Below are 23,751 nucleotides of genomic sequence, written 5' to 3'. Positions count from 1 at the left end.
CATTAGAGAAGAAAATACTACAGGTAAGGTTGTGGAAGCATGAGGCTTTGGCACGAAGAGTTGATCGACAAGCTGCCCCGGCCGCAGCTGCTGGGGCAGCACCGCGAGTGCTGTGCACTGCGTGGGAACGGGTGGGGAAAGCGACATGCTACAGTTAATTATGTGTTCGAGTATCACCCGATGCTGCTGGTCCGCTATCATAAGCTCATCATGGACGAAATGAAAAGTCGCGGATACAACGTTGATCCGCTATGGGAGCAGCCGTTGTATCGCGGCAAGCAGTGCGAACCGTGGGCGACAGAGCTTGGCGAGGAGCTGGAAGCTGTCGGCGTGTATGCGGAGCATGACGATGCTTATATGAAGGAATGCCTAGATAATCTGGCCTCCAAGGGTATTCTGATCGTGGAGTACAGTACAGGAAATTCAAGAAATGGATCGAATGTATAAATTCATGATCAAGGACAGGAGTATCCTGAGGCCCAAAAAGGGAGTGTTGGACTTGCGGGGCTGGGGCTTGCAGGGTCGTGAGGCTATTCTGTTAAAGGGCGAATGGGATTTTTATGCAGTTAATTTATCAAAACCGGATCTTTTGAAATCTTGCCAGCGAAAGAGCAGGGCAATGGATTCGTGTTCCGGGAAAATGGAATGCCGCTTGCATTCACCTGATTCTACTGCATATGGCTTCGGAAGTCATTAGGCTGTTAACTACCGGACTAACTTTTCAATTACTATGCAGATGATCGTATGCGGGTGCCATCTTTTTTATGGCGTCTCATAAAAAGCTGCTGCTCTATTTTTCAGGTGTCGTAGTGTGTACCGTTTTAACCATCATGATGAACGATGACAGGTCCCACCCCAAATCGTATTCTTGTATGATCACATGAAATAGGCGGGCTGTGGCATATCCATCATTAAGATGAATATGCCACAGCCCGCCTATTTGTTATTTTTTATGTTCCAGTGCCATTGTCTAATAAGAAGATGGCCAGTTACAGAACCCAGCGTGTGATCTGTTCCAGCGGCAGTCTGGATTTTTCCCGTTTAGGCTCATGAGTCCGATAACCGAAGGTAGCAATGACCGAAATATCCAGTTGTCCGTCCTCCAGCAGTCCTTCTTCCTCCAAGATGGCGTGCACCTGATCGTAGTTAAAGCCCTCAATCGGGCAGGAATCAATGCCGATCTGAGCCGCCGCTGTCATCATATTGCCCAAGGCGATATAGGTCTGCTTGGATGCCCAGTCGAATAACGTACGTTCGTTTTCCAGCAGGCGCTGATTTTCACCCTGAAAAATTTTATATCGGCCCGGCAGTGAGGCAAAGTCTTCCTCAGACATTCCTTTAACCTCTTTATACATATACTCCACATAAGGAGAGTCGTAACGGACATCTTTGCGTGCCAAAATCAGGACGACATGGCTGGCGGCAGGAATCTGTTTTTGCCCACCGCTTGAAACCGCAGCCAGCTTTTCTCTTAATGTCTGATTTTGTACGACCACAAATCGCCACGGCTCAAAACCGACGGAGCTTGGGGAAAGTCGCCCGGTTTCGAGAATAAATTGAAAATCCTCCTCTGGTATGACGCGATCAGGATCGAATTCCTTGGTGGCATGTCTGAACAGAAAGGCATCCAGAATTTCCTGTTTTTTAGCTGATGTATTGGACATGAAGTATACTCCTTTCGGTTTGGGTTGAGTTGGTGCTCCATTTATTTTCTGCTACTATAATGGAGCTGATATCGAATGTATAGTCATCATATAAAAAGTTTTTCGAAGGAACAAGTACGCACATATTTGTTCCTTGTCATAAGTCTGGAGACTTTGGGTCTACAATCGGTAGAAAGAAGGGGAAACCATGACGCAAGAGATGGAAAATACAGTTAGCGTGAACTTTGGGTGTCCGGTAGCGAAAACCGTAGGGGTTATAGGCGGCAAATGGAAGGGAGTCATTTTATATCATTTGACCACGGGACCGATGCGTTATAACGAAATTCGACGGACTTTGCCCAATATTACGCAACGTATGCTAACCTTGCAGCTGCGTGAGCTGGAACGTGATGGTATCGTACACCGTGAAATCTATAGCGAGAATCCGCCGCGTGTAGAGTACTCGCTTACCCCGTTGGGCGATACGTTGAGGCCGTTGCTGGATTTTATGAGAGACTGGGGTATCTTTTATGGGGAACAGGCCTGCGAGTCTGTGACGGCAAATTCCAAGTGTAGGGAGCCTTCTTGTTGAGGTGAGAAATGAGGAAAGCCCGCTGATGATCTCATGAGCTTCGCATGGAAGTTGCATGAAATTCATCAGCGGGCGGAATAAGGGCGAGATGTTATTGTGAGATTTAATTTACTTATTTGAACTCGATGGATTGGTTCATCTGCGTCCAGGCGGTTTCTCCAATAATGCCCAGCCGCCAGATGGCGATGCCTTTCAGGTCATAACGTTTGGCCAGACCGATCTTGGCGTTGACGGTGCTGTCTTTTTCGCTACCCATAGAGATACCTAAAATCAGCTTGTCTCGCGAGGTTTCCTTCAAAGCCAGTCGAATGGCTTCGTCCACTTTATCGAGTGGTTCAGGCGTTGCTTTTTGCCCGTAGTCATAGGCCATGATGATCAGATCGTCCGCCAGATTGCCCAGCGTCTTGTAGTCGTAGCCTGAGTAAGAGCTGTTAAGCGGATGCAAGACGACGGTGAGCTTGAGTCCGGCCTGATGCGCTTTGGCCGACAGCTTTTGGATGAAGGCGTTGTAGTCTGAACGCGCCTTGGCTTTATCTCCGCTCCAGCCCAGTCCCTCCAGATCCAGCGTGATGCCCTTAAATTGCTTGTCAGCGGCGGTACTAACGATTCGGGAAATAGTCTGCTCCTGAAGCTGTGAATTTTCCAAAACTTTGGTCAGCTCGTGATTACCGTCTCCAGAATAGACCATCAGGTAAGGGGAAGTCCCCTGACTGTCTGCCTCCTGTACAATGGACTCTGGTGTCACGGTGCTGGCGGCTTGAGGCCATTTGTATTCCTTGCCGATGGTCGTAAATTGTCCGTTCGCATCAATTCGGCTCCAGCCGAAGGCTACAGCATTAAAATCCGGTATTTTGGATTTTTGGTCGAAGGAAGACAGCGCATAGAATCCGACTGTATACATAGACTCACGCGGCGATGTAATGGATACCGTCCGCGTTCCCTGATTCCAGTTGACCGTGGCTCCAAACTGCTGCCCGAAGAAGCCTAACGGAATCATTGTGCTGCCGCGCACGGTTTGCGGTGCGGCTGTTAGTTGCACTGTCTGTCCATCCACTGTGGCATTACGGCTGCCCATTTTCAGTACAACTTGTTTGGTCGCAGAGCCTTGAGACTTGGTGGCGGTAATGCTTTGGCTGGCCTGATCCCATTTCACAGTAATGCCGAGGGCTTCGGAAATGGCACGGAAGGGAACCATCGTCGTGCCGCTCATGACTGCGGGCTGTACCGGGAAAGGCAGCGGATATCCGTCCAGCACAATGCTGACCTGCCCCGCATCCGCCCGCGCCGATGGGCTATAGATGCCTGCTGCGGCACTCAGAAAGATGGCGCTAGATAACAGAGCCTTATTTACGATTTTCATCTTATACTCTCCTATGCATCATAGATTGCAAAGCTATCATGTTAGAATTGTGAGGTATCTATCATTTTACCAAAAAATGATAGATAGGTGAATGTTTAAATGGTATACACCGCTTCGAATTCTATGTAGAATACAAAAAAGTCGATTACTTAGGAGTAACCGACTTTGAATTAAAAATTTTTTATGAGAATAATACAAGATGAAAAATAAAAGAGATCTAGGGACGATGGTTAATTGCTTCATAAATATTGCAAGTTTACTAAGGAATAGAACAAAAGCGGACACCGTCTATATAGGTGCCCGCTTTTGCTTTTTATACCGCTCATATAATTCATACATTCATATAACTAACTTCTATACACTTGCAAACCAAAATTACTTGCGGCGCTTAAGTGCAATGCCGACGGCTACTGCACCAAGCACAACCGCAATGATCGACAGAACGAGTGCTGTCGTTTGTGCGGCAGAGCTGGCAGGAGCAGCGGCGGCAGGTGCGGCTTCGGTAGCATTGTTCGAAGCGGGTGCAGGGCTGCTGCTATCCTTGGCCGTGTCTGAACTCGCATGACCTGCTGCGGTGCCAGCAGAATCGTGTCCGCTGTCTGTGGCAGGCGCAGGAGCCTCGGATGTGGCATCAGCCGTGATTTTTGTAATGGAATGTGGATTGTTACTTCCTTCATCGCCTGTCCATTCCACGATACTTCCGTCACTGTAATATTGAAAAGCGTTCCATGCGGCTTCAGTATTCTGGTCTGCATTTTGTGCTACGAAGCTGAAACGCTGGTACTGACCCGCCTGGATGCCATCCTTATCGGTTGTCCAGGTAACGGTGGTTACTTTGCCGGAGCTGTCTTTTTCGGTTGCTACCTTCCAATCTGGTACAGGCTCGTACTGTTTGAAAACGACCTCTTTCGGGATTTTTAAAGCCATTTTGGTGGTTGGAATGTTTTTCTCTGCAGGCACTTTCAACGTGTACGTTTCCCAAGCGTTAGGCTGTGAAACGGAGGGCTTGACTGTCACGTGGGCACTGGCCATACCTGCAAAAAGTAAAGCACCTGCTGCCATCAGACCCATAGAGGTGGCAAGCCTGGAACATCTGGATTTTACCATTTGAATCGTTGTGTTCATATAAACAAACTCCTTTATTTTAGAAAATTTTCAATGATGTGTCCTAGGTTATTTTACTGCGCTGACATGCAGAGTAAATTCGGCGTCAACTGCATCCAATGATGCGGTCAGAGCATGTACCTGTACAGCCCATGTACCTTCAGCGGTCAGCAGCTCCTGAGTAAGGAATGGCTGTTGTTGGCGCGCAGGGAGAACAAATTCCTGCGGGGCTTTATCAGGGTCGTCCGGAACGAGTGTCAGTGTGACCTGTTGGATGCCCTGAACGGTGGCTCCTTTGTTATCCCTTACGGTTACCTTAAATTCATTGCTGCCCACAGCATTCGGGCTAACCGCCAGCGAGATGCTGTATTGGCCTGCGGTGCGGGTTTCCTCAAACGGCACTGCAGGTGCCTGACCAGGCGAAAGGTGGGTAAGCACCGCCGCCAACAGCATCACGAGCAGGCCGACGGACAGCTCGATGCGCAAGCCCCCGATGGCACGCTTGGCTGCCGCCGCTTGCCGGGCGCTGCGGAATTGGCTGGCCGCGAAGGCCAGCATGACCAGCAGCAGCGCTGCTTTTCCGAGCAGAACGAGTCCGTAGGACGTGTTCAGCAGCATGGAGGGAGCCGGGACGTACAGCACGGCTCCATAAATGCCGGTGGCGAGCAGCGCCGCCACCATGGCAATGCCCCAGCCGGCAAAGCGGCGCAGGGACGCTTGCCGCAGAACTGCCCGCTCAGACTTGGGCAGCTCTGGCCCTGCAACAGGCAGGCACACCGCCATGACGGCAAGTGAGCCAACCCAGAAGGCTGCCGCCGCCAGATGGACGAAGTCCGACGTGATGGCTGGAGCCGGATGGGCAGCCGCCGCCGGATGGCCCGTGAAGGCCCTGGACAGCATAAGGCCCAACGTCATGATGACGGAGCCGTAGCCCCAGAGACGGTGCTGGCGGTTGGAAATGCTGTGATCCAGCGCGTAAATCAGCGCTACGCTCAATAGCAGCACGAGAATCATCTGGATAAACCAGATTTGCCCTGCGCCCGTAAACTGGAGGGCTTCTCCAAGGATTGGAGGCGAAAAGCCCTCCCCGATGGAAACCCCGGCATCCCAAGATGTTTGAAGCGGCAAGCTAATCAGGATGGCGACAGATGTGATGCCGTAGCCGCTCCATAGCAGTGCGGACCAGCGTGGTAACGTAATGCCGGTCTGTTGATCATGTTTCTGCCGTTCACTTGTGTCCTTGCTTTGATCCGTTCCTGGCAGGATAAACAGCCGGAAACAGAGCGCCCCCAAAAGCAGCGACAGTCCTATATACAGCAACCAGCGAATAGCAATTAGGTCAAGCCGCGATGCTCCCGAGCCTTCGGAGGTAGCGGCAGCGGGGTCCGTATACGCCTTGGAACCGCTGCCGACTTGAAATGGAATCACTCCATTGACCGGATGTCCGTCCGCCGATAAGGCTCTCCAACTGACAGTGTAAATTCCATTTTTCATCCCCCGAATCAGCTTGATTTCCATCGTGTCTTCATGTTCAGGATTAAGGAGCGCTTTACCTGTATCGACCCGTTTTCCTGTTTCATCGGTCACTTTCATCGACATAAAAGCAGACTGCAAATTCTCATTGAAGGTGATGGTCACCTGGGAAGGCGGCTTGTCCAAAACCTGATTTTCAGTCGGGTTGGATTCAATGATAAATGCATGGGCCCATGATAAGTGAGGAAACAGTAAAAGTAACGGTAGACACAGTAGCAGAAGACAAGCCGCGCGGGTTGGTCTTGACAGGTGCAACATACCCGTGAATTCACCTTCTCTCGATTACTTGAAGCGAGGATGTCCCAAAGTGCGACATCTCATACGGTCAAACCTAAAGTTATACCTTTAATCATAGTGCATTTGGCAGGCATAGATGAAGCGAATTATGACATTTATATGAAATTTGAAATAATATAAAAACCCCTGCCGTTGTTGAAATCTGGACGATTTTAACGGTAGGGGTAAAGCGGCAAGCATATGCGAATTAGTGGTCAGCTTCTATAGAATCCAAGAAGGCAGGCTGCTTATGCTGGACATAGTGGATAAAAATAGCTGTTAGCTCCGGATCGAATTGGCTGCCAGAGCAGGCAAGCAGTTCCTCAATTGCCTCATCCAACGTTTTGGTGAGCTGGTAGGGACGCTCGGTAGTCATGGCATCAAATGAGTCAATAATCGTCAACATCCGGCATAGCCGGGGAATTTGTTCGCCCTTGAAGCCGAATGGATAGCCGCCTCCGTCATAGCGTTCATGATGAAGCTCCACAAAAGGAACCAGATCCATGAACCGCTCGTTGGCCTCTACAATTCTTCTGCCCCAATTGACATGTGCTTTCACCATGCACCATTCCTCTTCGGACAGTTTCTCTTTTTTGTTCAGAATATTCCAGGGGATTTCCAGCTTGCCGATGTCATGAATGAGCGAGCCCAGTACAAAACGACGCATGTCTTCCTGGCTGAGCTGAAGCACTTCGCTCATGTCTACTGCGTATTTGAACACTCGCTTGGAATGCTTGAAGGTATTAATATCCTTGTACAAAAACAAATTCAGCTGCTGCTCAATATCACGAATATCCTGTCCGAGATCGACTTCGCGTTCCACCCCATTCAGGCTGCCGTGCGTATGAACGATATTTTTCCCCTGCTTCTTGGCGTAATACAAGGCTTTATCCGCCAGATCGACCAATTGTGATTTGTCATAGATGTCGACGCGGCTTTGCACAATGCCTGCGGAGAAGGACAAGCAGCCATGCGGAAAGATTTCGACGCCCTCGTAGCGGGAATCATTCAGCCTTTTTCGGATGGCATTGACCGTTTCGTAGGCTTGCTCCGCGGTATGGTCAGGCATAAGCAGAGTGAATTCTTCTCCGCCATAGCGGGAGACGATAATATTGGAGCCGGAAGTTTCCTTTTTGAGAATCACTCCGAGAAATCCCAACAGTTGATCGCCTTTTAGGTGACCGAAGTGATCGTTATATTTTTTGAAATCATCAATATCAATCAGGGCAAGGCTGAGGGGAGTACTCTGGGATCTGGCTATATTCAACTCGGTTTCGAGTGCATTTTCAAAGTAACTGTGATTGTACAGCCCTGTTCTGCGGTCCATGTTGGCTTTTTCTTCAATTTCCCGATACATCGTAAACAACTGCTTGAACGCGTGGGATAGAAGCATACTTAGCGCAAGGAACAGCAGAAGCCCCAAAATACCGTTATGATAAATTAGTATGGTCAGTACGAGAGACAGGACGAGTGTGCATAAGTAAACAAGTAGGGATTCAGCGAGAAAAGCCTTTTTTAGCTCATGAAGAGAGCCTTTATAAGCAATATAAAAGTAAAGACCCAGTGTAACGGTATTTACCGCAAAGTAGCAGAACAGCGCCAGCAGATAGGAAGTAAAATGCTCTTCGTTCAGGCTCCCCTGCGTTCCGCCGCTTAGCTCAAAGACGGTAGAAGACAGGAAAATGGAGAGCGCATAGATGGAAAAATTGGCGGCATGCTTCCACCAGGACAGTTCTCTATACCGGATTGCGGCAATGAGTACATTGAACAATAAAATGAGCATAGCGATTTCAGTGCCATGTACAAAAATACAAGCAAGATACACGGAGGAGTCCATCGATTGCTTGTTACTGGCTGGCGGTAGCTGGAAGGTAAAATGCTCCAGAATTAGAACTGCTCCCAGCAGGGAGTAGATCGTGACCCACTCTGTAGGCGAATAATGCATAAAGGACCAATGGTTCGTATACAAGAGGACGACTAAGCCTGCCGTACATATGAGAAAAACGTATAATCCCGTCGCGTTTACCTGTTGTTGCAGCTTTTTTATTATACTCATCATTTCATTCTCCTGCCTTGTCGTATCTTGATGTCAAAGCTACCAGGGGGTAAATGGGATAATTTGCAATTTTGTAATCGAAAATTTCACATAAAAAAACAGGCCGGAATCCAGCCTGTTTTTGAGCCTGCGCTTCCCTTTTCCTTATCGGTTATTAGCCTCCGATTTTGTAACCGGATGTCAAAGCGATTACGACAGAAGCGACGATAATAGCGTTGATAATCACACGGGAATATTTTAAATTTTTCATTGGGTTCACTCCTTTCCTTGGAATAAGGCGCACACTAGGCGTGGCGGGGACGATTTTCTTGCTGGGTGGTCTTTTTCTTGTTCACGACCATGACACTTTGAATAAATAGAAACATCCCAAAGTTCATGACGACATCTCCAATACTGATCACCTGCGTACGGGGATAGGGCTTGGAGAGTGGAATAATATCACCCAAAAATGATAAACGCGTAGTCGCATCCATCATGTAATGCTTCGAGATAACGCTTCCAGATTTAAGCATATCTGTATAATAGGGGCCTAGTACCTCAGAAGCGCTCAACGATACTGGCATCCTGCCGCCATTTACCGCCATGACGACAAAATTCAACAGGACTCCGAGTAAAATAAGATTGAATCCATTATGGTGCCTGTTTAACCAGAGAAAAATCAATCCAATCACATAGATGCCCATAAACAGATACCCGTTGATAGACGCAAGCCCAGTCCACTTTTCCTGAGCATAAAAAATAATGAACTGCACCAGTAGCAGCACAGGGAACATCCAGCCAGCTATGAGGCGAATTTGGCTGAAACGAATTAAACCCTGTCGCGGCCCTCCTCTGAACAGACCTACAATGAGACCAAGCAGCACTCCATCATAGACCATAGTTATTCTCCAACTTTCGTAAATTTTTTGTTTTGGTTAAGGTATCATTCGACCTTAAATTAGTAAATTCCTGCCTGATTATGTAGCAGTTTTGAAAAAAATTGCGGATAAGCGTGTAAATGATCGAAGCAGGATGAAATGAATGTTATCATAATATACTGAAGTGATATTTCATATTCTCAGAAAAGGAAGATTGTTATTATGAATCGGTTTTCCAATACGGCAATGGTTGCCGCCGATATGACCAAATCCCGGATTTTATGGATTGCCTTTGTTCTGGGAGCGTTGAGCGCTTTTGGACCCTTGTCCATAGATATGTATTTGCCGTCATTGCCTAAATTAGCCGACAATTTGCATACGACGACTTCGCTGGCGCAACTCAGTCTGACCGCCTGTCTGTTGGGTCTGGCAGTCGGGCAGATCGTTGCGGGACCGCTGAGTGATGTAAAAGGACGTAGAGGGCCGCTGGTCGTATCGCTTGTCCTGTATGCCGCCGCTTCGCTGTTATGCGTGTTTGCACCGAATATCGGCGTGCTGATCGGGCTACGCTTTATTCAGGGACTTACCGGGTCTGCGGGGATCGTCATTTCCAGAGCCGTTGCGCGTGATCTATATTCGGGCAAAGAGCTAACGCGCTTCTTTTCGCTGCTCATGCTGGTGAACGGCGTGGCTCCGATTGCTGCTCCTGTGCTGGGCGGTGTGCTTTTGAATTTTGTATCCTGGCGCGGTGTGTTCATGGTGCTTTGCGTAGTCGGGGTGGCTATATTAATTGCCGTTGTGTTGGGCCTGCCGGAGACGTTGCCTGTCAGCCGCCGTTCACCGGGTGGTTTGAAGCAGACGCTTCGTACACTCGGTCATTTATTTACGGATCGGCGCTTTATGGGATACGCCTTCTCGCAGGCGCTCATTACAGGAGCCATGTTTGCGTACATCGCTGGCTCGCCGTTCGTGCTTCAGGATATTTTCGGGGTTTCACCTCAGACATACAGTATTATTTTCGCGGTGAATGGTTTGGGGATTGTGCTGTTTTCCCAATTGACGGGGAGGCTTGTGGGCCGCTTCAGCGAACGGAAGTTGCTCTTGTCGGGGTTGTTGATTGCGGCTGTAGCCGGAATTAGCCTGGTTACGGTGGCCTTTACCGGAGGTCAACTGTTTGCTGTTCTGGTTCCGCTGTTCTTTGTTGTTTCCTGTGTCGGGATCGTGAGTACAACCACCACCTCACTCGCGATGCAAAGCCAGCAGCGCTCCGCAGGGAGTGCGTCCGCCATGCTCGGCTTGCTGCCTCTGTTGCTTGGCTCTATTGCTTCGCCGCTGGTGGGCTTGGGCAGTGGAACAACACCTATACCGATGGCTATCGTCATCGCTATAGCGGAAGTTGGTGCGCTGTTAGGCTTTATGGTGCTTGTCAAGGAAGCACGCAAAAACTTGAAGTAAGGCGAACAAGGGACATTTTTCTAGAAGGTTGACATACCCCGTGGGGGTATATTATGCTAGAAGCATATTACAAATGCATGAATGCATATACACAATACAGGAGGCTGATGTATGGCTGAAGAGCAACCTGTTTCCAACGCTGAAGTCCATGAGGCTCATTGCGGAACAGAAGGGGAAAAGACCGTCAGAACAAGTCACCACTCGGCAGAATTCAAGAACAGTCTTACATCCCGATTGAACCGTATTGAAGGTCAGGTTCGAGGAATCAAGGGCTTGATCGAGAAGGATACCTACTGTGACGATGTGCTGAACCAGATTGCGGCTGTCCAATCCGCCCTGAATGGTGTCGGCAAGCTGCTGCTGGAAGGGCATATGAAAAGCTGTGTCATTGAGCGCATGCAGGCCGGAGAGCCGGAAGTGATCGACGAGCTGCTGGTTACGGTCAAGAAGCTAATCCGTTAAGAGCAATGCCCATACACATGAAAATCGGGTACATGAAATACCCCGGAGGAGGAAACAGAAATGACACAAGTTACATTGAACGTAGAAGGCATGAACTGCAATCATTGCGTGAAAGCAGTAGAAGGAGCTTTGGAGAAAGTCGGCGCTTCCGGCAAGGTCAGTCTTGAAGCGAAACAAGTGGCAGTAGAATACGATGAGTCCAAGCTGAATGTGGAAGCTCTAAAAACCGCAATCGAGGACCAAGGCTACGACGTTGTTTAAGTTAAGGATATATAACGCGTAAAAAGATTTGTTTTAAAGGAGAAGCTTCCATGAAGAGGCTTTTTCTTTTGGACATGAATATACCCCATAGGGGTATGTAGGAGGAGAGTAACCATGGAAAACCGTGTGACCGACGGTGACAAGCAGACCACGCTTCATATTACGGGGATGTCCTGTGCTGCCTGCGCCAGCCGTATTGAAAAGGGACTGAATCGAATAGACGGCGTGGCGCAGGCTAATGTGAATCTGGCCTTGGAGCAGGCGTCGATTTCGTATGATCCGAAGCAGGCCGATATTCCTGATTTTCGCGATAAAATTGCTTCACTTGGTTTTGGAACCGTGAGTGAGGAAGCCAATCTGAATGTGACGGGCATGACGTGCGCAGCCTGTGCAACCCGGATTGAGAAGGGTCTGAACCGGATGCCGGGTGTTACGGGTGCTACGGTAAATTTGGCGATGGAAACGGCGCATGTGGAATATGCGGCGGGAAGTATTGCAGTCGGTGATCTGGTGAGCAAGATTGAGCAGCTTGGCTATGGAGCCATCCCGCAGAGTGCCGAGGATAATATCGCAGACGTGCGCAGCAAGGATTTGGATCGTAAAAAATGGAAGTGGATTGTGTCTGCGGTACTGTCATTTCCGTTGTTGTGGGCGATGGTCACTCATTTCTCATTTACCTCATGGATGTATGTACCGAGCTTGTTTTTGAATCCATGGTTCCAGTTCGCACTGGCTACGCCGATACAGTTTGTGATTGGTTGGCAGTTTTACGTTGGGGCGTATAAGGCGTTGCGCAACGGCGGCTCCAATATGGATGTACTGGTTGCTCTGGGCACGTCTTCGGCTTATTTTTACAGCTTGTATCTCACCTTGCGTCCGTCGACCATGATGGATGGTATGGGGGGGATGTCTGTCATGAAAATGCCTGAACTGTACTATGAGACAAGTGCGGTCCTGATTACGCTTATTCTCGTCGGCAAATGGTTTGAGGCAGTAGCCAAGGGCCGTTCATCCGAGGCGATCAAGAGTCTGATGAGTCTACAGGCGACGACAGCGCGTGTAGTACGTGATGGGCAAGAGCTTGACATACCGATTGAGCAGGTTCGCGTGAAGGACATTTTTATTGTACGCCCCGGCGAGAAAATTCCTGTCGATGGTGTGGTGGTGGACGGACGCTCGGCGGTGGATGAATCCATGCTGAGTGGCGAAAGCCTTCCGGTGGAAAAAGAGGCAGGTTCTGCGGTCACAGGAGCCACGCTCAATAAAAACGGTGTGCTTCGTATCCAGGCTGAGCGTGTCGGTGGAGATACGGCGTTAGCACGTATTATTAGGGTCGTGGAAGATGCGCAAAATTCTAAGGCACCGATTCAGCGGATTGCTGACCAAATATCAGGAATTTTTGTTCCAATCGTTGTAGCTATAGCTGCATTGACCTTTATCGTCTGGTTTTTCCTTGTGACTCCGGCTAACTTTGCAGGCTCCCTGGAGAAAATGATTGCGGTGCTTGTCATTGCTTGCCCTTGTGCGCTTGGATTGGCTACGCCAACCTCTATCATGGCGGGATCGGGACGCGCCGCTGAATACGGCATTCTGTTCAAGGGCGGCGAACATCTGGAGATGACTCGTTCGGTCAATGCTGTGGTGCTGGATAAAACGGGCACGGTCACGAACGGCAAGCCTGAGCTGACGGATGTTGTGGTCGGAGAAGGGAGTTTGGGCGAAACAGATTTGCTGCGGTTGTTGGCTGCGGCGGAAAAAAGCTCTGAGCATCCACTGGCAGAAGCCATTGTAAGAGGGATTGCGGATCGCGGCATTGAGCTAGTAGAGCCGACGGATTTTGAAAATATTCCGGGCTATGGCGTGAAGGCTCATGTGGAAGGCAAGCAAGTGCTGGCAGGTACACGTCGTTTGATGAGTCGTGAGGGCATCGCGGTTGGCGAATTAGCCGAGCAGCATATGCATGAGCTGGAGAACGCGGGCAAAACAGCAATGCTAATTGCGGTGGACGGTTCCTATGCCGGACTGGTAGCCGTGGCGGATACGATTAAGGAAACGTCACGGGAGGCAGTTGCCCGTCTGCGTGCAATGAACATTGAGGTCATTATGATTACGGGTGACAATGAGCGGACCGCGCGGGCTGTTGCTGCCGAGGCCGGAATTGATCGGGTGCTGGCTGAGGTATTGCCAGAGGGCAAGGCCGAAGAAGTAAAACGGTTTCAGGAGCAGGGCCTGATCGTAGCTATGGTCGGGGATGGCATTAATGACGCACCCGCGCTGGCTACCGCTAATATCGGGATGGCCATGGGCACAGGTACGGATGTGGCTATGGAAGCTGCGGATATCACGCTCATGCGCGGTAATCTGAACAGCATTCCCGATGCGATCGAAATGAGCCGCCGCACGATGACGAATATACGCCAAAATCTATTTTGGGCGTTAGGTTATAACGTAATTGGCATCCCGATTGCAGCTTTGGGCTTCCTTGCCCCGTGGCTGGCGGGAGCGGCCATGGCATTTAGCTCTGTTTCGGTTGTGCTGAATGCACTGCGTCTCCAACGGGTAAAGCTGTAATCAGGTTTGTTTATCAGAGAAGGGACGCGAGCAGCAGACATCACGATAAAGCATGATCAGTTGTTCATCAGGCAAGTACGCAGGGATTTAACCTCCAGCGTGCTTGCCTTTTTGCTATGTTCAGCTTTTTTAGCAATGCTGTCACCCTTCATCCTGTCGTGTTGGGTTGCTTATCATTTGCGAAAGTTTCATACTACTTGTAGTAGTGCCATGCAAACATGAAAAAACTTCTTCGTATACGCACAGCTTGACACAGATAAAGAGCTTATTTTATGGATTAGGAGTGAAGCAGTTATGAATGATACGATTTCCTTGTTGATGAATCATCGGTCTGTACGAAAATTCAAATCAGACGCTGTTACCGACGAGCAGCTCGCAGCTATTGTGGCAGCGGGCCAGATGGCTTCCTCGTCCAGCAATGTACAGGCTTATACCGTCATTGCCGTTACAGAGCCTTCTTTGAAAACAAAGCTGGCTGAGTTGGCGGGTGGGCAGGCTCATGTTGAGCAATGCCCGGCGTTCCTCGTATGGTGTGCAGATTTGTACCGATTGAAGCAGGTCACGGTTCACCATCAGCCGGGCCAGCCTTCCTATGAAGGTTCCGTCGAAAATTATACGGTTGCGACCATTGATGCCGCGTTAGCTGCACAGAATGCAGCGGTAGCCGCCGAATCACTCGGTTTGGGCATTGTCTACATCGGGGGCATCCGTACGAAAATAGCCGAGGTATCCGAGCTGTTGGGATTGCCTGAGCTGGTATATCCGGTGTTCGGTATGTGTATTGGTGTACCGGATCAGGAAGGGGGCTTACGTCCGCGTCTTCCGCTGTCCGGTGTCTTGCATATGAACGGCTACGATAAAAATCAGACGATGAAAGCTGTGGATCTGTATGATCACACATCGGCTGAATATTTGAAGGAACGCACAGGTGGCCAGCGGTCTACCCCATGGTCAGAGCAGATGGCAGCAAGACTGACCGAGCCTGCACGCTTGCAGATGAAGTCTTTTTTGGAGCAAAAGGGATTTTTGAAGCAATAAAGGTCGGGCAGGCGATAAAAATAACGCAGCAACCTATAAATGGCATGAAGCCATAGGTATGTTTGAAAAATACAAAGAACCTCCTTTTTGCGCATGATGAGTCCGCAAAATAGGAGGTTCTTTGCTTTTGTTATAAGCTGGCTTGTATATCTTTTCAGGGAATAGCTGATATGGCTTTAGAAAGCAGGCAGTGCGTAAAAGCGTCTCGTATTGTCATAAAATAATTGCCGAACGGCAGTTTCATCTTGACCTGTCAGTTTGCTATACGCGCGAATAACTTCGCTGGTCATGTGTGGGTGGGTCTGTTGTCCGGCAAAAGGCCCCTCAAAGGGCCAAGGGCCGTCCGTTTCCGCCATCACCTGACCGGATGGATACTGTGTTGCCAAACTTCGGATTTCGTCCTCATACAAGAGATCCGGTGTGAAGGAGACGTAATAGCCGTTACGGGCCATGCGTTCAGTCGTGGCGGCAGAGCCTTTAAACCAATGGAAATGCGCCTGCGTGACGCCGTGGCGTTCCAGTAAGTCGCAGGCAATATCTGCGTCCTCGTAGACGGCATGCAACACAATCGGCTTGTTATGCTTCCGAGCAAACCGGACAAAACGCTCCAGTAATTCTATGTAAGGAGCGAGGTCAAAGGAAACACCGCTCCGCAAGGCTTCCAGCCGATTATAGTAGGGCAAGCCGACCTCACCTATGGCGACCATATGCTCTGCATGCTTGTCCATCCAGTCGAACAACAGATCAAGCTCGGCTTGCGATGGAAGAGGCTGTTCGGGATGGAAGCCAAAGGCGGGGCGTACCAGACCGGGGAAACGCTCAGACAAGCGCAAATTGGCCCGGCTGGAGGCGAGATGCATGGACACGGCTATGACGGCTTCGACGCTGCTATCAGCAAGCGAAGCGAGCAATAGCTCCTGCTGCTCAGGCGGATAGCTATCCACATGAATGTGCGCGTCGATGAGCGGCGCGGGTGCTGCCGATGGCGTTCTCACATCCAGTTTCATGTCCTTCGAGTCATTCATAACGGTTTCGCCTCATTGCCTGAAGCACCCTCACGGACGCCTCCAGCGTTGCCCGTGTCTCCTTCCAGTCTGTGCTTTTCCTCGCGCATCCAGCCTGTCATTTTCCGTTTCCATTCGATAAAGCCCGGATCGAGGGTGATTTCTTCCCTGCGAGGACGGGGGAAGGGAACGTCTACGACGTGTATCACCGAAGCAGGTCGTGCCGACAGTACGTAGATGCGGTCGGAGAGCAGCAACGCTTCCTCAATGCTGTGAGTGATGAACAGCACGGAGCGGCGGTTCTTCTCCCACATCCGCAATAGCCATTGCTGCATGTCTCCGCGCGTCAGCGCATCCAGTGCGCTGAACGGCTCATCCAGCAGCATCAGCTCTTGCGGACTGAGCAGCGCGCGCAAGAAAGCCGCCCTCTGCTGCATGCCGCCAGAGAGCATATGCGGATACGCCTTGGCGAATGGGCCAAGCCCGACCTGCTCCAGCCATTGCAGGGCTTCCTCACGGCGTTCGCGTTCGCTGGTGTGCCGGGGCTGCGCTGCTGTAGCCTTACGCGGCGCATTTTCCTGCCCGAGCAGCACATTGTCCAGCGTGGTACGCCACGGGAAGAGCGCGGGCTGCTGGGGCATATAGCTGATATGCCCGCGTTCGCCGGTTACGTCCTGTCCGTGCATACGGATGTGCCCCTGCTGGGGCTTGAGCAGCCCACCAATGATGTGAAACAGCGTGCTTTTGCCGCTGCCGGACGGACCGATTAGGGAGACGAATTCCCCGGGTTGGACGGTCAGGTATACATCTTGCAATACGGGTAGCAAGCTTCGCTTTTCACGGAAGGCAAGGCTGATACCGTCCAGCTCCAAGGCTGGAGGAGTAAAGGGACGTTCCTGCTGTTCCACGGCCTCTTGGGCTGATTGTCCATCAGCCATATTTTGCGGTGATAGGTCAGTAGGATGCAGACTCATACGCACCACGTCCTTTCTTTGGTATCCTTCGGTTCCAGCGTATTCTGGTCATACCATTTGGAAGCTATTCCTGATCGGGTTTCCAGCGTACCAGCCATTTTTCAAGCAGTAGAATAGCTACGAACATTAGCAAACTAAGTGTAACGATAATGCCAATGGCGGCAAAAATCAGATCTGTACGGTAGGCCGACTTTTGCAGGTTCATATAATATCCAATTCCTTCACTGGCTCCGATCCATTCGGCAATGATTGCGCCCATCACGCTGTAGGTGGCGGCAATCTTGATGCCCGAAAATACTTGTGGCAGGGAATGCGGCAGCTCCAGCTTCATGAAAATAGCCATGCGGCCTGCGCCCGACATGCGCATATAGCTCATCATCGTGCGGTCCGTCCGAGTTAGCCCGTCCATGGCCGCTACAGCCACGGGGAAAAAGCAGACCAGTGTAATAACCATCAGCTTGGGCAACATGCCAAAACCAAACCACACCATCAGCAATGGGCCGAGAGCGATGGTCGGAATGTTTTGACTGAGAATGAGCAGTGGATACAGAGCTGATTTGAGAAAAGGGATGGTATGAAGAATGATAGCGATCAATAGCCCTGTCACTGTGCCGATAGCAAATCCCGCCAGCGTTAAGCGAATGGTAGCCCAAGTGTGCGCGCTGAGCAGTGCTGACTGGGCCATGCCCTCCTGCACGATCAGGGACGGAGCAGGCAGTATCCATGATTCAATATGCCAATAGGAAACCGCTCCCTGCCAGGCCGCTAAAAAGAAGAGGACCGCCACAAGGGGCGGCCATACGCTTCTCCACCAGGATGCGCTTTTGCCTTTCGGGTTCATGGGCGATATTTCTCGGTCAGCTTATCCATGCTGATGCCCTGCGGGTTATGTGCGATTTTGATCTGTGAAATGACACTTGGACTGCCTGCTTCTGTCAGTGCCTCGTGCATGTCCTTAACCACTTTCAGCAGCTCATCCAGCTCACCTTCCATGGTTGTGTCCAAGGGGTTCACCTGATGTTTGACACCAGAGCGCTGAATAACTTCAATCGCCTTATCTACATATGCATAAGAGTCCTCGTTATTTGGGGTTTTAGGAATCACTTGAATACTGAGCAGTGTGTTAGCCATGTGAATTCACCTGTCCTTCATGTGGAGTGTTTTTGGGAAAATATGGTGGTTTAAGGTGGTTGAGAGACCACTCCGCGTTTCATTTGATCTTACGATCGCTGTTGCTGTGGGATTCTTTGGATAAATTTAAAAGGTAAGAATCCCACAGCAAAGGCGAGCGCTACGCTTCTCCAGATTCAAATGAACCGCTGCGCTGCCAACCACCTTAAAAGCACCTTAGTTTTTAAGCTAGGTTGTGTGGCATTTTTATAAAAGCGAAACAAGCATAAGAACGAAGTAGGCGGAATGGTGCTTTACAAGCGAAGCACCATCCGACTGCGTAGTGGCACAAAGGCTACTTTCAAGTTCGATGTACAAGATCAGCGCTTGGGCAGGAAGTTGTTTGTGAAGGCTTTATCGACTTCCAAGGGTTTGCTGAGTAGCTTGCGCTCGTACATCCAGTTGGAGTAGTTTTGCCATACTTCCGCTTTTTGCACGCCCCATTGGGTAGCATCGTCCTGATAACGCGGGCTTAGCCATTTTTGGCTGGCGAGTACCAGCTTTTTGTCCAGCTCCGGCACAGCTTTGATCAAGATATTTGCGGCTTCTTCCGGGTGAGCGATGGTATATTCATAGCCTTGGGCGGTCGCGTCCATGAAGGCCTTGACCAGCTCGGGATTATTTTTAATCGTCTGTTCGTTGCTCACAATCACAGGTGTATAGTAATCCAGGCTTTTGGAATAATCTTTTACATACAGCATATCCAGTGGTTCACCCCGTAATTGGGCTTCAATCCCGGTCCATGCGTAGAAAATCCAGGCAAAGTCGATATCCCGCTTCACGGCTGTAAAATAATCGGCATTACCCATGTTGATGATCTTCACCTTGCTTACATCGCCTTTGTTTGCGTCCATGATGGATTTCATGACCGCTTCTTCTACGGGCGAACCCCAGCCCCCGTAGGTTTTGCCTTCAAAATCCTTCGGGTTCTTAATCCCGCGATCCACCGGGGCTGCGAAGCCAGATGTATTATGCTGAATGACCGCAGCGATGGATACGAGTGGTACCCCTTGCGTACGGGCCTGTGTGACGCCTTCCTGATAACTGATACCAAAAGGTACAGCATTGGAAGCAACCATTTGATCGGCTCCGCCTGAGCCGGGTTGAACGATCTGGACATTCAAGCCTGCTTTTTCGTAAAATCCTTTGTCCTTGGCGACATAGAGTCCCGTATGATTTGTATTTGGCGTCCAGTCGAGCACGACTTTAACGTCCTTGAGTCCCTTGGTCGGGGGAGACGTTTGGGTGTTGGCGGCAGGAGCCGCGCCTTGCGGTGCAGAGGGGGAGCTTCCGCCGCAGGCGGTCAGAGTCAGGGCCATTAGCCACAGACTGATCAGCCCAAGGCTTAACATTTTCATGCGTTTCATCGTTGTGTTCTCTCCTTTTATTACCCGTAATCCGTCGGATCAGACAGCTTATCTTTCCCATTTCACAAAAATAACTTCTGCCGGACGCTATCTGTTCCAACAACATCATCTTTCACAAAAAAAAGCGCCCCGATGTTCCGGGACGCTTGCGCTTGTATATACCAAAGTAGGGGATGGGCCTGGTCAAAGAAAGGGCGCATCTTGCTTAAGCATTCCTACGCTGGCATTACCCAGATCAGGTTGTAAGGGTCAGTGTCTTGGGACACACTCTCAGCCGGCCGATTCCAGCACCCCTGGCATTGTATAGTCGAATGGGTTATTCATTCGGGTTGACTACGACGATTATATGCTTAGAAGGCGGGTCTGTCCAGCATGGGGGAAGAAGTGACGGTTCATTTGCCAAACGACAGGGTACACTTTTAATGTGAGCTTTGGTCTGGAAATGACCATGATCTTGCGGAAACCAATTCACAGGAATTCTAATTTGCAAAAAGGAGTTGTTGTACCGTGGGTAAAACGGAAACATTGGATCGCAGCCAACTGGAACAAGCCATTGTAAAGGCTTTGGATAACAACAAATTCTGCTCGTTGGGTACGGTGGAAGGCAGCAAGCCGAAGGTGCGCTATATGGCTCTTTTTAACGAAGGGCTGAACATTCATCTGGCGACAGATCGCAAAACACATAAGGTAGAAGAGCTGAAGGACAATCCAAACGCTTATCTGCTGCTGGGCTATGAGGTTGGCGGTACGAAGGAAGTTGTAGAGGTCGAGGCTACAGTCCGGGTAACGGCTAATGAGGGATTACGCAAACAGGTGTGGAACGACTCCCTAAAAGAATGGTTTTCCGGCCCGGATGATCCCGATTATGTCATTCTGGATGTAAACCCGACTCGCATTGAGTATGTGGGTAAGCAAACTGGACGTCAGGTGTGGGAGAAATAGAAACGGATAGAATAGGAGGAAACCAGCAATTCTCCGAGTTATTTGGGAGGTTTGCTGGTTTTTATATTCTCGGAAATTTATTATTTCTTCATAAATAAGTGGAGTAAATGACTACTTTTTTTCCTGGTGTTGGATTAAAATAGGAAAGGTGGGTTCAAAGCTTACATATATGTGCAAAAGTATGTGTATAACGCCTACACCTTATGAGGAGGGATATATTTTGTTATTTCATAAAAAATGGTTTAAAGGCTTTACAGCAGCAGCCGTAGCCAGTAGCATGCTGGTATTTACAGCCGCTCCGTCCTGGGCTGCCAATGATTCTCGGGAGAGCTCTACAGTGAATTTGCGCATCATGGAAACAACGGATATTCACACCACGTTGATGAACTACGATTATTATGCAGACAAGGAAATTAACGAATATGGCTTGATTAACACTGCCGGACTGATTCAGCAGGCGCGCAGTGAAACGAGAAACAGCCTGTTGTTTGATAACGGCGACTTGTTGCAGGGCGGTCCGTTGGGCGATTATATGGCCAGAAGCAAAACCTTCGAGCAAGGAGGCCGTGTCCATCCTGTTTACAAGATGATGAACTTGATGGGCTACGATGCGGCTACCCTGGGAAACCACGAGTTTAATTATGGCCTCGACTTTTTGGAGAAATCGCTCAAGGGAGCCGATTTTCCTTACGTAAATGCGAATGTTTATGCTGACATCGGGGGCCAAAGCACTAAAAATTATTTTACCCCTTATCGGATTCTTGATAAAACGGTAACGGATGAAAAGGGTGATGATTATACGATCAAAGTGGGCGTAATCGGCTTGGTAGCCCCTCAAATTATGCAGTGGGATGAAGCCAATTTGAAGGGTCAGGTCGTTACGAAGGATATTGTGGAAACGGCGAAAAAGTTTATTCCTCAAATGAAAACCGAGGGTGCCGACATTATTATTGTGCTGGCACACACAGGTTATGAGGATGTACCGCAAACTCCATTGATGGAGAATGCCGTTAAATATTTGAGCCAGGTGGAGGGAATTAACGCTATTCTATTTGGACATGCACATAAATCTTTCCCCGGCCCTGACTTTAAGGGAATGAGGGGTGTAGATCTGGATAAAGGAACGATTAATGGCGTACCGGCTGTAGAAGCTTCCTCGTGGGGCAAGGAGCTAGGCATTATTGACCTGAGTCTGGAAAAGAAAAAAAACGAGTGGAACGTAACTAATTCTCAGTCTGAGGTGCGTCCAGTTGTGAATACCAAAAATCAGGCTGTGCGGATTATTCCTGACTTTAAACTGATAGATGCGATCAAGGATGAGCATAAAGGAACGCTGGATTATGTTCGTCAACCGGTAGGAACCACAACCGCTCCGATTAACAGTTATTTTGCATTAGTGCAGGATGACCCCTCCATTCAGATTGTGACGAATGCACAAAAGTGGTATGTACAAAACCATCTTAAAGGGACCGAATACGAAAATCTTCCCGTATTGTCGGCTGGCGCCCCATTCAAGGCTGGTGGTCGAAATGGTGCCGAGTATTACACCAACATTCCAGAAGGCACGATAGCCATTAAAAACGTGTCCGATCTGTACGTGTACCCAAACACGGTTCAGGCCGTAGAAGTTACCGGTGCTGAAATTCAGGAATGGCTGGAATGGTCTGCGGGCCAGTTCACCCGTATCGATCCAAAGAAAACCGAGGAACAATCGCTGATTAACAAGGATTTCCCGACCTATAATTTCGATGTTATTGACGGTGTGAAGTACCAGATTGATGTGACTCAGCCTGCACGATATGATGCCAAGGGAACCGTTATTAATCCTTCGGCTCATCGTATCAAGGATTTACAATACAACGGGAAAGCGATTGATCCCGCACAGAAATTTATCGTAGCGACCAATAACTATCGTGCTTCCTCATCCAAACTGGCGAACCCGGACGGCAAACGCATTGTGCTGGCAGCGCCGGATGAAAGCCGCCAAGTCGTTATTGATTACATTCGTACGAACGGAACGATTAACCCGGCTGCGGATGACAACTGGTCTATTGCTCCTTTCGATGAGGCTAAGGTTACCTTCGAATCCTCGCCTAATGCAAAAGACGCGCTTGCCGGAAATCAACAAATTTCATTCCTGGGCAGCGCGGCTGACGGATTTGCCAAATATAGCCTGAAATCTGGCGTGAAGTCCAATGCAGCAACGACTTCTGTAAAGGAAACCGTGGCTCCAGCAAAAGCAACAGCGGAGCCAGCCGTAAAAACAACTAAACCTGCGGTTGCTAAACCAGCTAAAACAACCAAACCAAAGACTTCCAGGTGAATTTTTTATACTAATGTGTAGAACAGGATCTACATCTCTTAAAGGGGTGCCCAAAAAGCTACGGAAATGGCTATGGGCACCCCTTTGCTTTTAGAGAAGGATATTTGTTTGGCTCTTCGCTCTATTGGATGGGTAGACCACAGTAGAATCGTTTCATAGATTAGCTTCACTCTAAAAGATCTATTACAATCTTGTATAAAAAGGGAGGAGGAAAACACGGTTCTCGCTCCTCCGTGCCACAAGAGATGGCATACGCATTTTGTTCGCTACCATGTAGACCATCGCAATGAGATTGTCCACATTACGGTAGCCGTGGGCTCGTCGTTTGGAGGCCTGTACCCGACCGTTAATCCCTTCCAGCAGACCATTGGTCATGCGGCTGTGGAACCAGCGAAGAATCCCTTCTTCAGGGGACTGTCTTTCAAGGTTTGGAACTCTTTTTTCTGCTCGACGGTTAGCTTTTTCCGCTAGTCTTGCTCTGGTGGGTATTAATCCGGGTTATTCTCCCACACAGTACACCAATGAATTGGTTTATTTTGATAAAGAAAATTTGAAATATAGAACTATTCTTTTGAGTGGATATTTATTATCAACCGTCGAATACAATAATATGGCATACACTTTATATGTGAACAGTAATGATAATTCTGTAGGTATCTATGTCATTGACTGTACTTGCTAAAAATCAGTTCCATGAAATGTAAAAAGAGACACACTTGACTCTCCGCGTAAAATAGAAGTACCACCAACGACCCTACGCAGG

21 protein-coding genes and 1 riboswitch are annotated in these 23,751 nt (G+C 49.4%); of the genes, 9 read left to right on the top strand and 12 right to left on the bottom strand.

From position 1 onward, the window contains the following. Positions 1-39 precede the first annotated feature (39 nt). Positions 40-447, top strand: a complete 408-nt coding sequence (locus ACWGOO_RS20630) for a TIGR02328 family protein (protein WP_452486491.1) — start codon at positions 40-42, stop codon at positions 445-447. Positions 448-989: 542 nt separating this feature from the next. Here the strand turns inward: ACWGOO_RS20630 and ACWGOO_RS20625 are convergent. Beyond that, positions 990-1,664, bottom strand: coding sequence for an NAD(P)H-dependent oxidoreductase (locus tag ACWGOO_RS20625; protein WP_452486490.1), 675 nt, complete (start codon positions 1,662-1,664; stop codon positions 990-992). A gap of 187 nt (positions 1,665-1,851) precedes the next feature. Between ACWGOO_RS20625 and ACWGOO_RS20620 the strand changes: the two genes are divergently transcribed. Further along, positions 1,852-2,235: a winged helix-turn-helix transcriptional regulator gene (locus ACWGOO_RS20620; protein ID WP_452486488.1), complete on the top strand. Its 384-nt coding sequence runs from the start codon at positions 1,852-1,854 to the stop codon at positions 2,233-2,235. Between the two features lie 112 nt (positions 2,236-2,347). Here ACWGOO_RS20620 and ACWGOO_RS20615 read toward each other — a convergent pair whose 3' ends face one another. The 5 genes from ACWGOO_RS20615 to ACWGOO_RS20595 all read right to left on the bottom strand — a co-directional run bounded on the left by ACWGOO_RS20615 (position 2,348) and on the right by ACWGOO_RS20595 (position 9,442). Continuing rightward, positions 2,348-3,595 carry a stalk domain-containing protein gene (locus tag ACWGOO_RS20615; RefSeq protein WP_452486486.1) on the bottom strand — a complete coding sequence of 416 codons (1,248 nt, stop codon included), beginning with the start codon at positions 3,593-3,595 and terminating at the stop codon, positions 2,348-2,350. Between the two features lie 375 nt (positions 3,596-3,970). Further along, complete coding sequence (locus ACWGOO_RS20610) at positions 3,971-4,720, bottom strand: YcnI family copper-binding membrane protein (protein WP_452486485.1); 750 nt, start codon at positions 4,718-4,720, stop codon at positions 3,971-3,973. Between the two features lie 48 nt (positions 4,721-4,768). Next, positions 4,769-6,445, bottom strand: coding sequence for a copper resistance CopC/CopD family protein (locus ACWGOO_RS20605; RefSeq protein ID WP_452486549.1), 1,677 nt, complete (start codon positions 6,443-6,445; stop codon positions 4,769-4,771). Between the two features lie 271 nt (positions 6,446-6,716). Beyond that, on the bottom strand, positions 6,717-8,567 hold the full coding sequence (locus tag ACWGOO_RS20600) for a bifunctional diguanylate cyclase/phosphohydrolase (RefSeq protein ID WP_452486483.1): 1,851 nt from the start codon (positions 8,565-8,567) through the stop codon (positions 6,717-6,719). A gap of 281 nt (positions 8,568-8,848) precedes the next feature. Continuing rightward, the gene (locus ACWGOO_RS20595; protein WP_452486481.1) at positions 8,849-9,442 is read right to left on the bottom strand and encodes a DUF5317 domain-containing protein; all 594 of its coding nucleotides are present in this window, start codon (positions 9,440-9,442) and stop codon (positions 8,849-8,851) included. Positions 9,443-9,643: 201 nt separating this feature from the next. Here ACWGOO_RS20595 and ACWGOO_RS20590 point away from each other — a divergent pair, with 201 nt between their 5' ends. The 5 genes from ACWGOO_RS20590 to nfsA all read left to right on the top strand — a co-directional run bounded on the left by ACWGOO_RS20590 (position 9,644) and on the right by nfsA (position 15,208). After that, positions 9,644-10,876: a multidrug effflux MFS transporter gene (locus ACWGOO_RS20590; RefSeq protein ID WP_452486479.1), complete on the top strand. Its 1,233-nt coding sequence runs from the start codon at positions 9,644-9,646 to the stop codon at positions 10,874-10,876. Positions 10,877-10,987: 111 nt separating this feature from the next. Then, positions 10,988-11,338: a metal-sensitive transcriptional regulator gene (locus ACWGOO_RS20585; protein WP_452486477.1), complete on the top strand. Its 351-nt coding sequence runs from the start codon at positions 10,988-10,990 to the stop codon at positions 11,336-11,338. Positions 11,339-11,398: 60 nt separating this feature from the next. After that, positions 11,399-11,599: a copper ion binding protein gene (locus ACWGOO_RS20580; protein ID WP_452486475.1), complete on the top strand. Its 201-nt coding sequence runs from the start codon at positions 11,399-11,401 to the stop codon at positions 11,597-11,599. Positions 11,600-11,713: 114 nt separating this feature from the next. Continuing rightward, positions 11,714-14,170: a heavy metal translocating P-type ATPase gene (locus ACWGOO_RS20575; RefSeq protein WP_452486473.1), complete on the top strand. Its 2,457-nt coding sequence runs from the start codon at positions 11,714-11,716 to the stop codon at positions 14,168-14,170. Positions 14,171-14,464: 294 nt separating this feature from the next. Beyond that, positions 14,465-15,208 carry an oxygen-insensitive NADPH nitroreductase gene (gene nfsA / locus ACWGOO_RS20570; RefSeq protein WP_452486472.1) on the top strand — a complete coding sequence of 248 codons (744 nt, stop codon included), beginning with the start codon at positions 14,465-14,467 and terminating at the stop codon, positions 15,206-15,208. Positions 15,209-15,384: 176 nt separating this feature from the next. On the opposite strand, the gene ACWGOO_RS20565 is transcribed toward nfsA, so the two are convergent. The 5 genes from ACWGOO_RS20565 to ACWGOO_RS20545 form a co-directional block, all read right to left on the bottom strand. Then, the gene (locus ACWGOO_RS20565) at positions 15,385-16,233 is read right to left on the bottom strand and encodes a TatD family hydrolase (protein ID WP_452486470.1); all 849 of its coding nucleotides are present in this window, start codon (positions 16,231-16,233) and stop codon (positions 15,385-15,387) included. Continuing rightward, a complete protein-coding gene (locus ACWGOO_RS20560) occupies positions 16,230-17,186 on the bottom strand; it encodes an ABC transporter ATP-binding protein (protein ID WP_452486468.1) in 957 nt (318 codons plus the stop codon). The genes ACWGOO_RS20565 and ACWGOO_RS20560 overlap by 4 nt, the downstream gene beginning before the upstream one ends. A gap of 64 nt (positions 17,187-17,250) precedes the next feature. Continuing rightward, positions 17,251-18,027: an ABC transporter permease gene (locus tag ACWGOO_RS20555; RefSeq protein WP_452486466.1), complete on the bottom strand. Its 777-nt coding sequence runs from the start codon at positions 18,025-18,027 to the stop codon at positions 17,251-17,253. Next, positions 18,024-18,317 carry an MTH1187 family thiamine-binding protein gene (locus ACWGOO_RS20550; protein WP_134911458.1) on the bottom strand — a complete coding sequence of 98 codons (294 nt, stop codon included), beginning with the start codon at positions 18,315-18,317 and terminating at the stop codon, positions 18,024-18,026. The genes ACWGOO_RS20555 and ACWGOO_RS20550 overlap by 4 nt, the downstream gene beginning before the upstream one ends. A gap of 359 nt (positions 18,318-18,676) precedes the next feature. Continuing rightward, complete coding sequence (locus ACWGOO_RS20545) at positions 18,677-19,723, bottom strand: ABC transporter substrate-binding protein (RefSeq protein WP_452486464.1); 1,047 nt, start codon at positions 19,721-19,723, stop codon at positions 18,677-18,679. Between the two features lie 195 nt (positions 19,724-19,918). Next, positions 19,919-20,028, bottom strand: a riboswitch (TPP riboswitch). A gap of 202 nt (positions 20,029-20,230) precedes the next feature. Between ACWGOO_RS20545 and ACWGOO_RS20540 the strand changes: the two genes are divergently transcribed. Further along, positions 20,231-20,665, top strand: a complete 435-nt coding sequence (locus ACWGOO_RS20540; protein WP_452486462.1) for a pyridoxamine 5'-phosphate oxidase family protein — start codon at positions 20,231-20,233, stop codon at positions 20,663-20,665. 220 nt (positions 20,666-20,885) lie between these two features. Further along, entirely contained in the window at positions 20,886-22,988 is a 2,103-nt protein-coding gene (locus tag ACWGOO_RS20535; protein WP_452486460.1) for a bifunctional 2',3'-cyclic-nucleotide 2'-phosphodiesterase/3'-nucleotidase, read from the top strand. A 183-nt stretch (positions 22,989-23,171) separates the two neighbouring features. Here ACWGOO_RS20535 and ACWGOO_RS20530 read toward each other — a convergent pair whose 3' ends face one another. Beyond that, the gene (locus tag ACWGOO_RS20530; RefSeq protein ID WP_452486547.1) at positions 23,172-23,387 is read right to left on the bottom strand and encodes a transposase; all 216 of its coding nucleotides are present in this window, start codon (positions 23,385-23,387) and stop codon (positions 23,172-23,174) included. Positions 23,388-23,751: the final 364 nt, after the last annotated feature.

This window comes from Paenibacillus sp. NPDC055715 (assembly GCF_053617595.1).
Note: the sequence above shows the minus strand (reverse complement) of the source record. Positions and strands in the feature narration are given on the sequence as shown.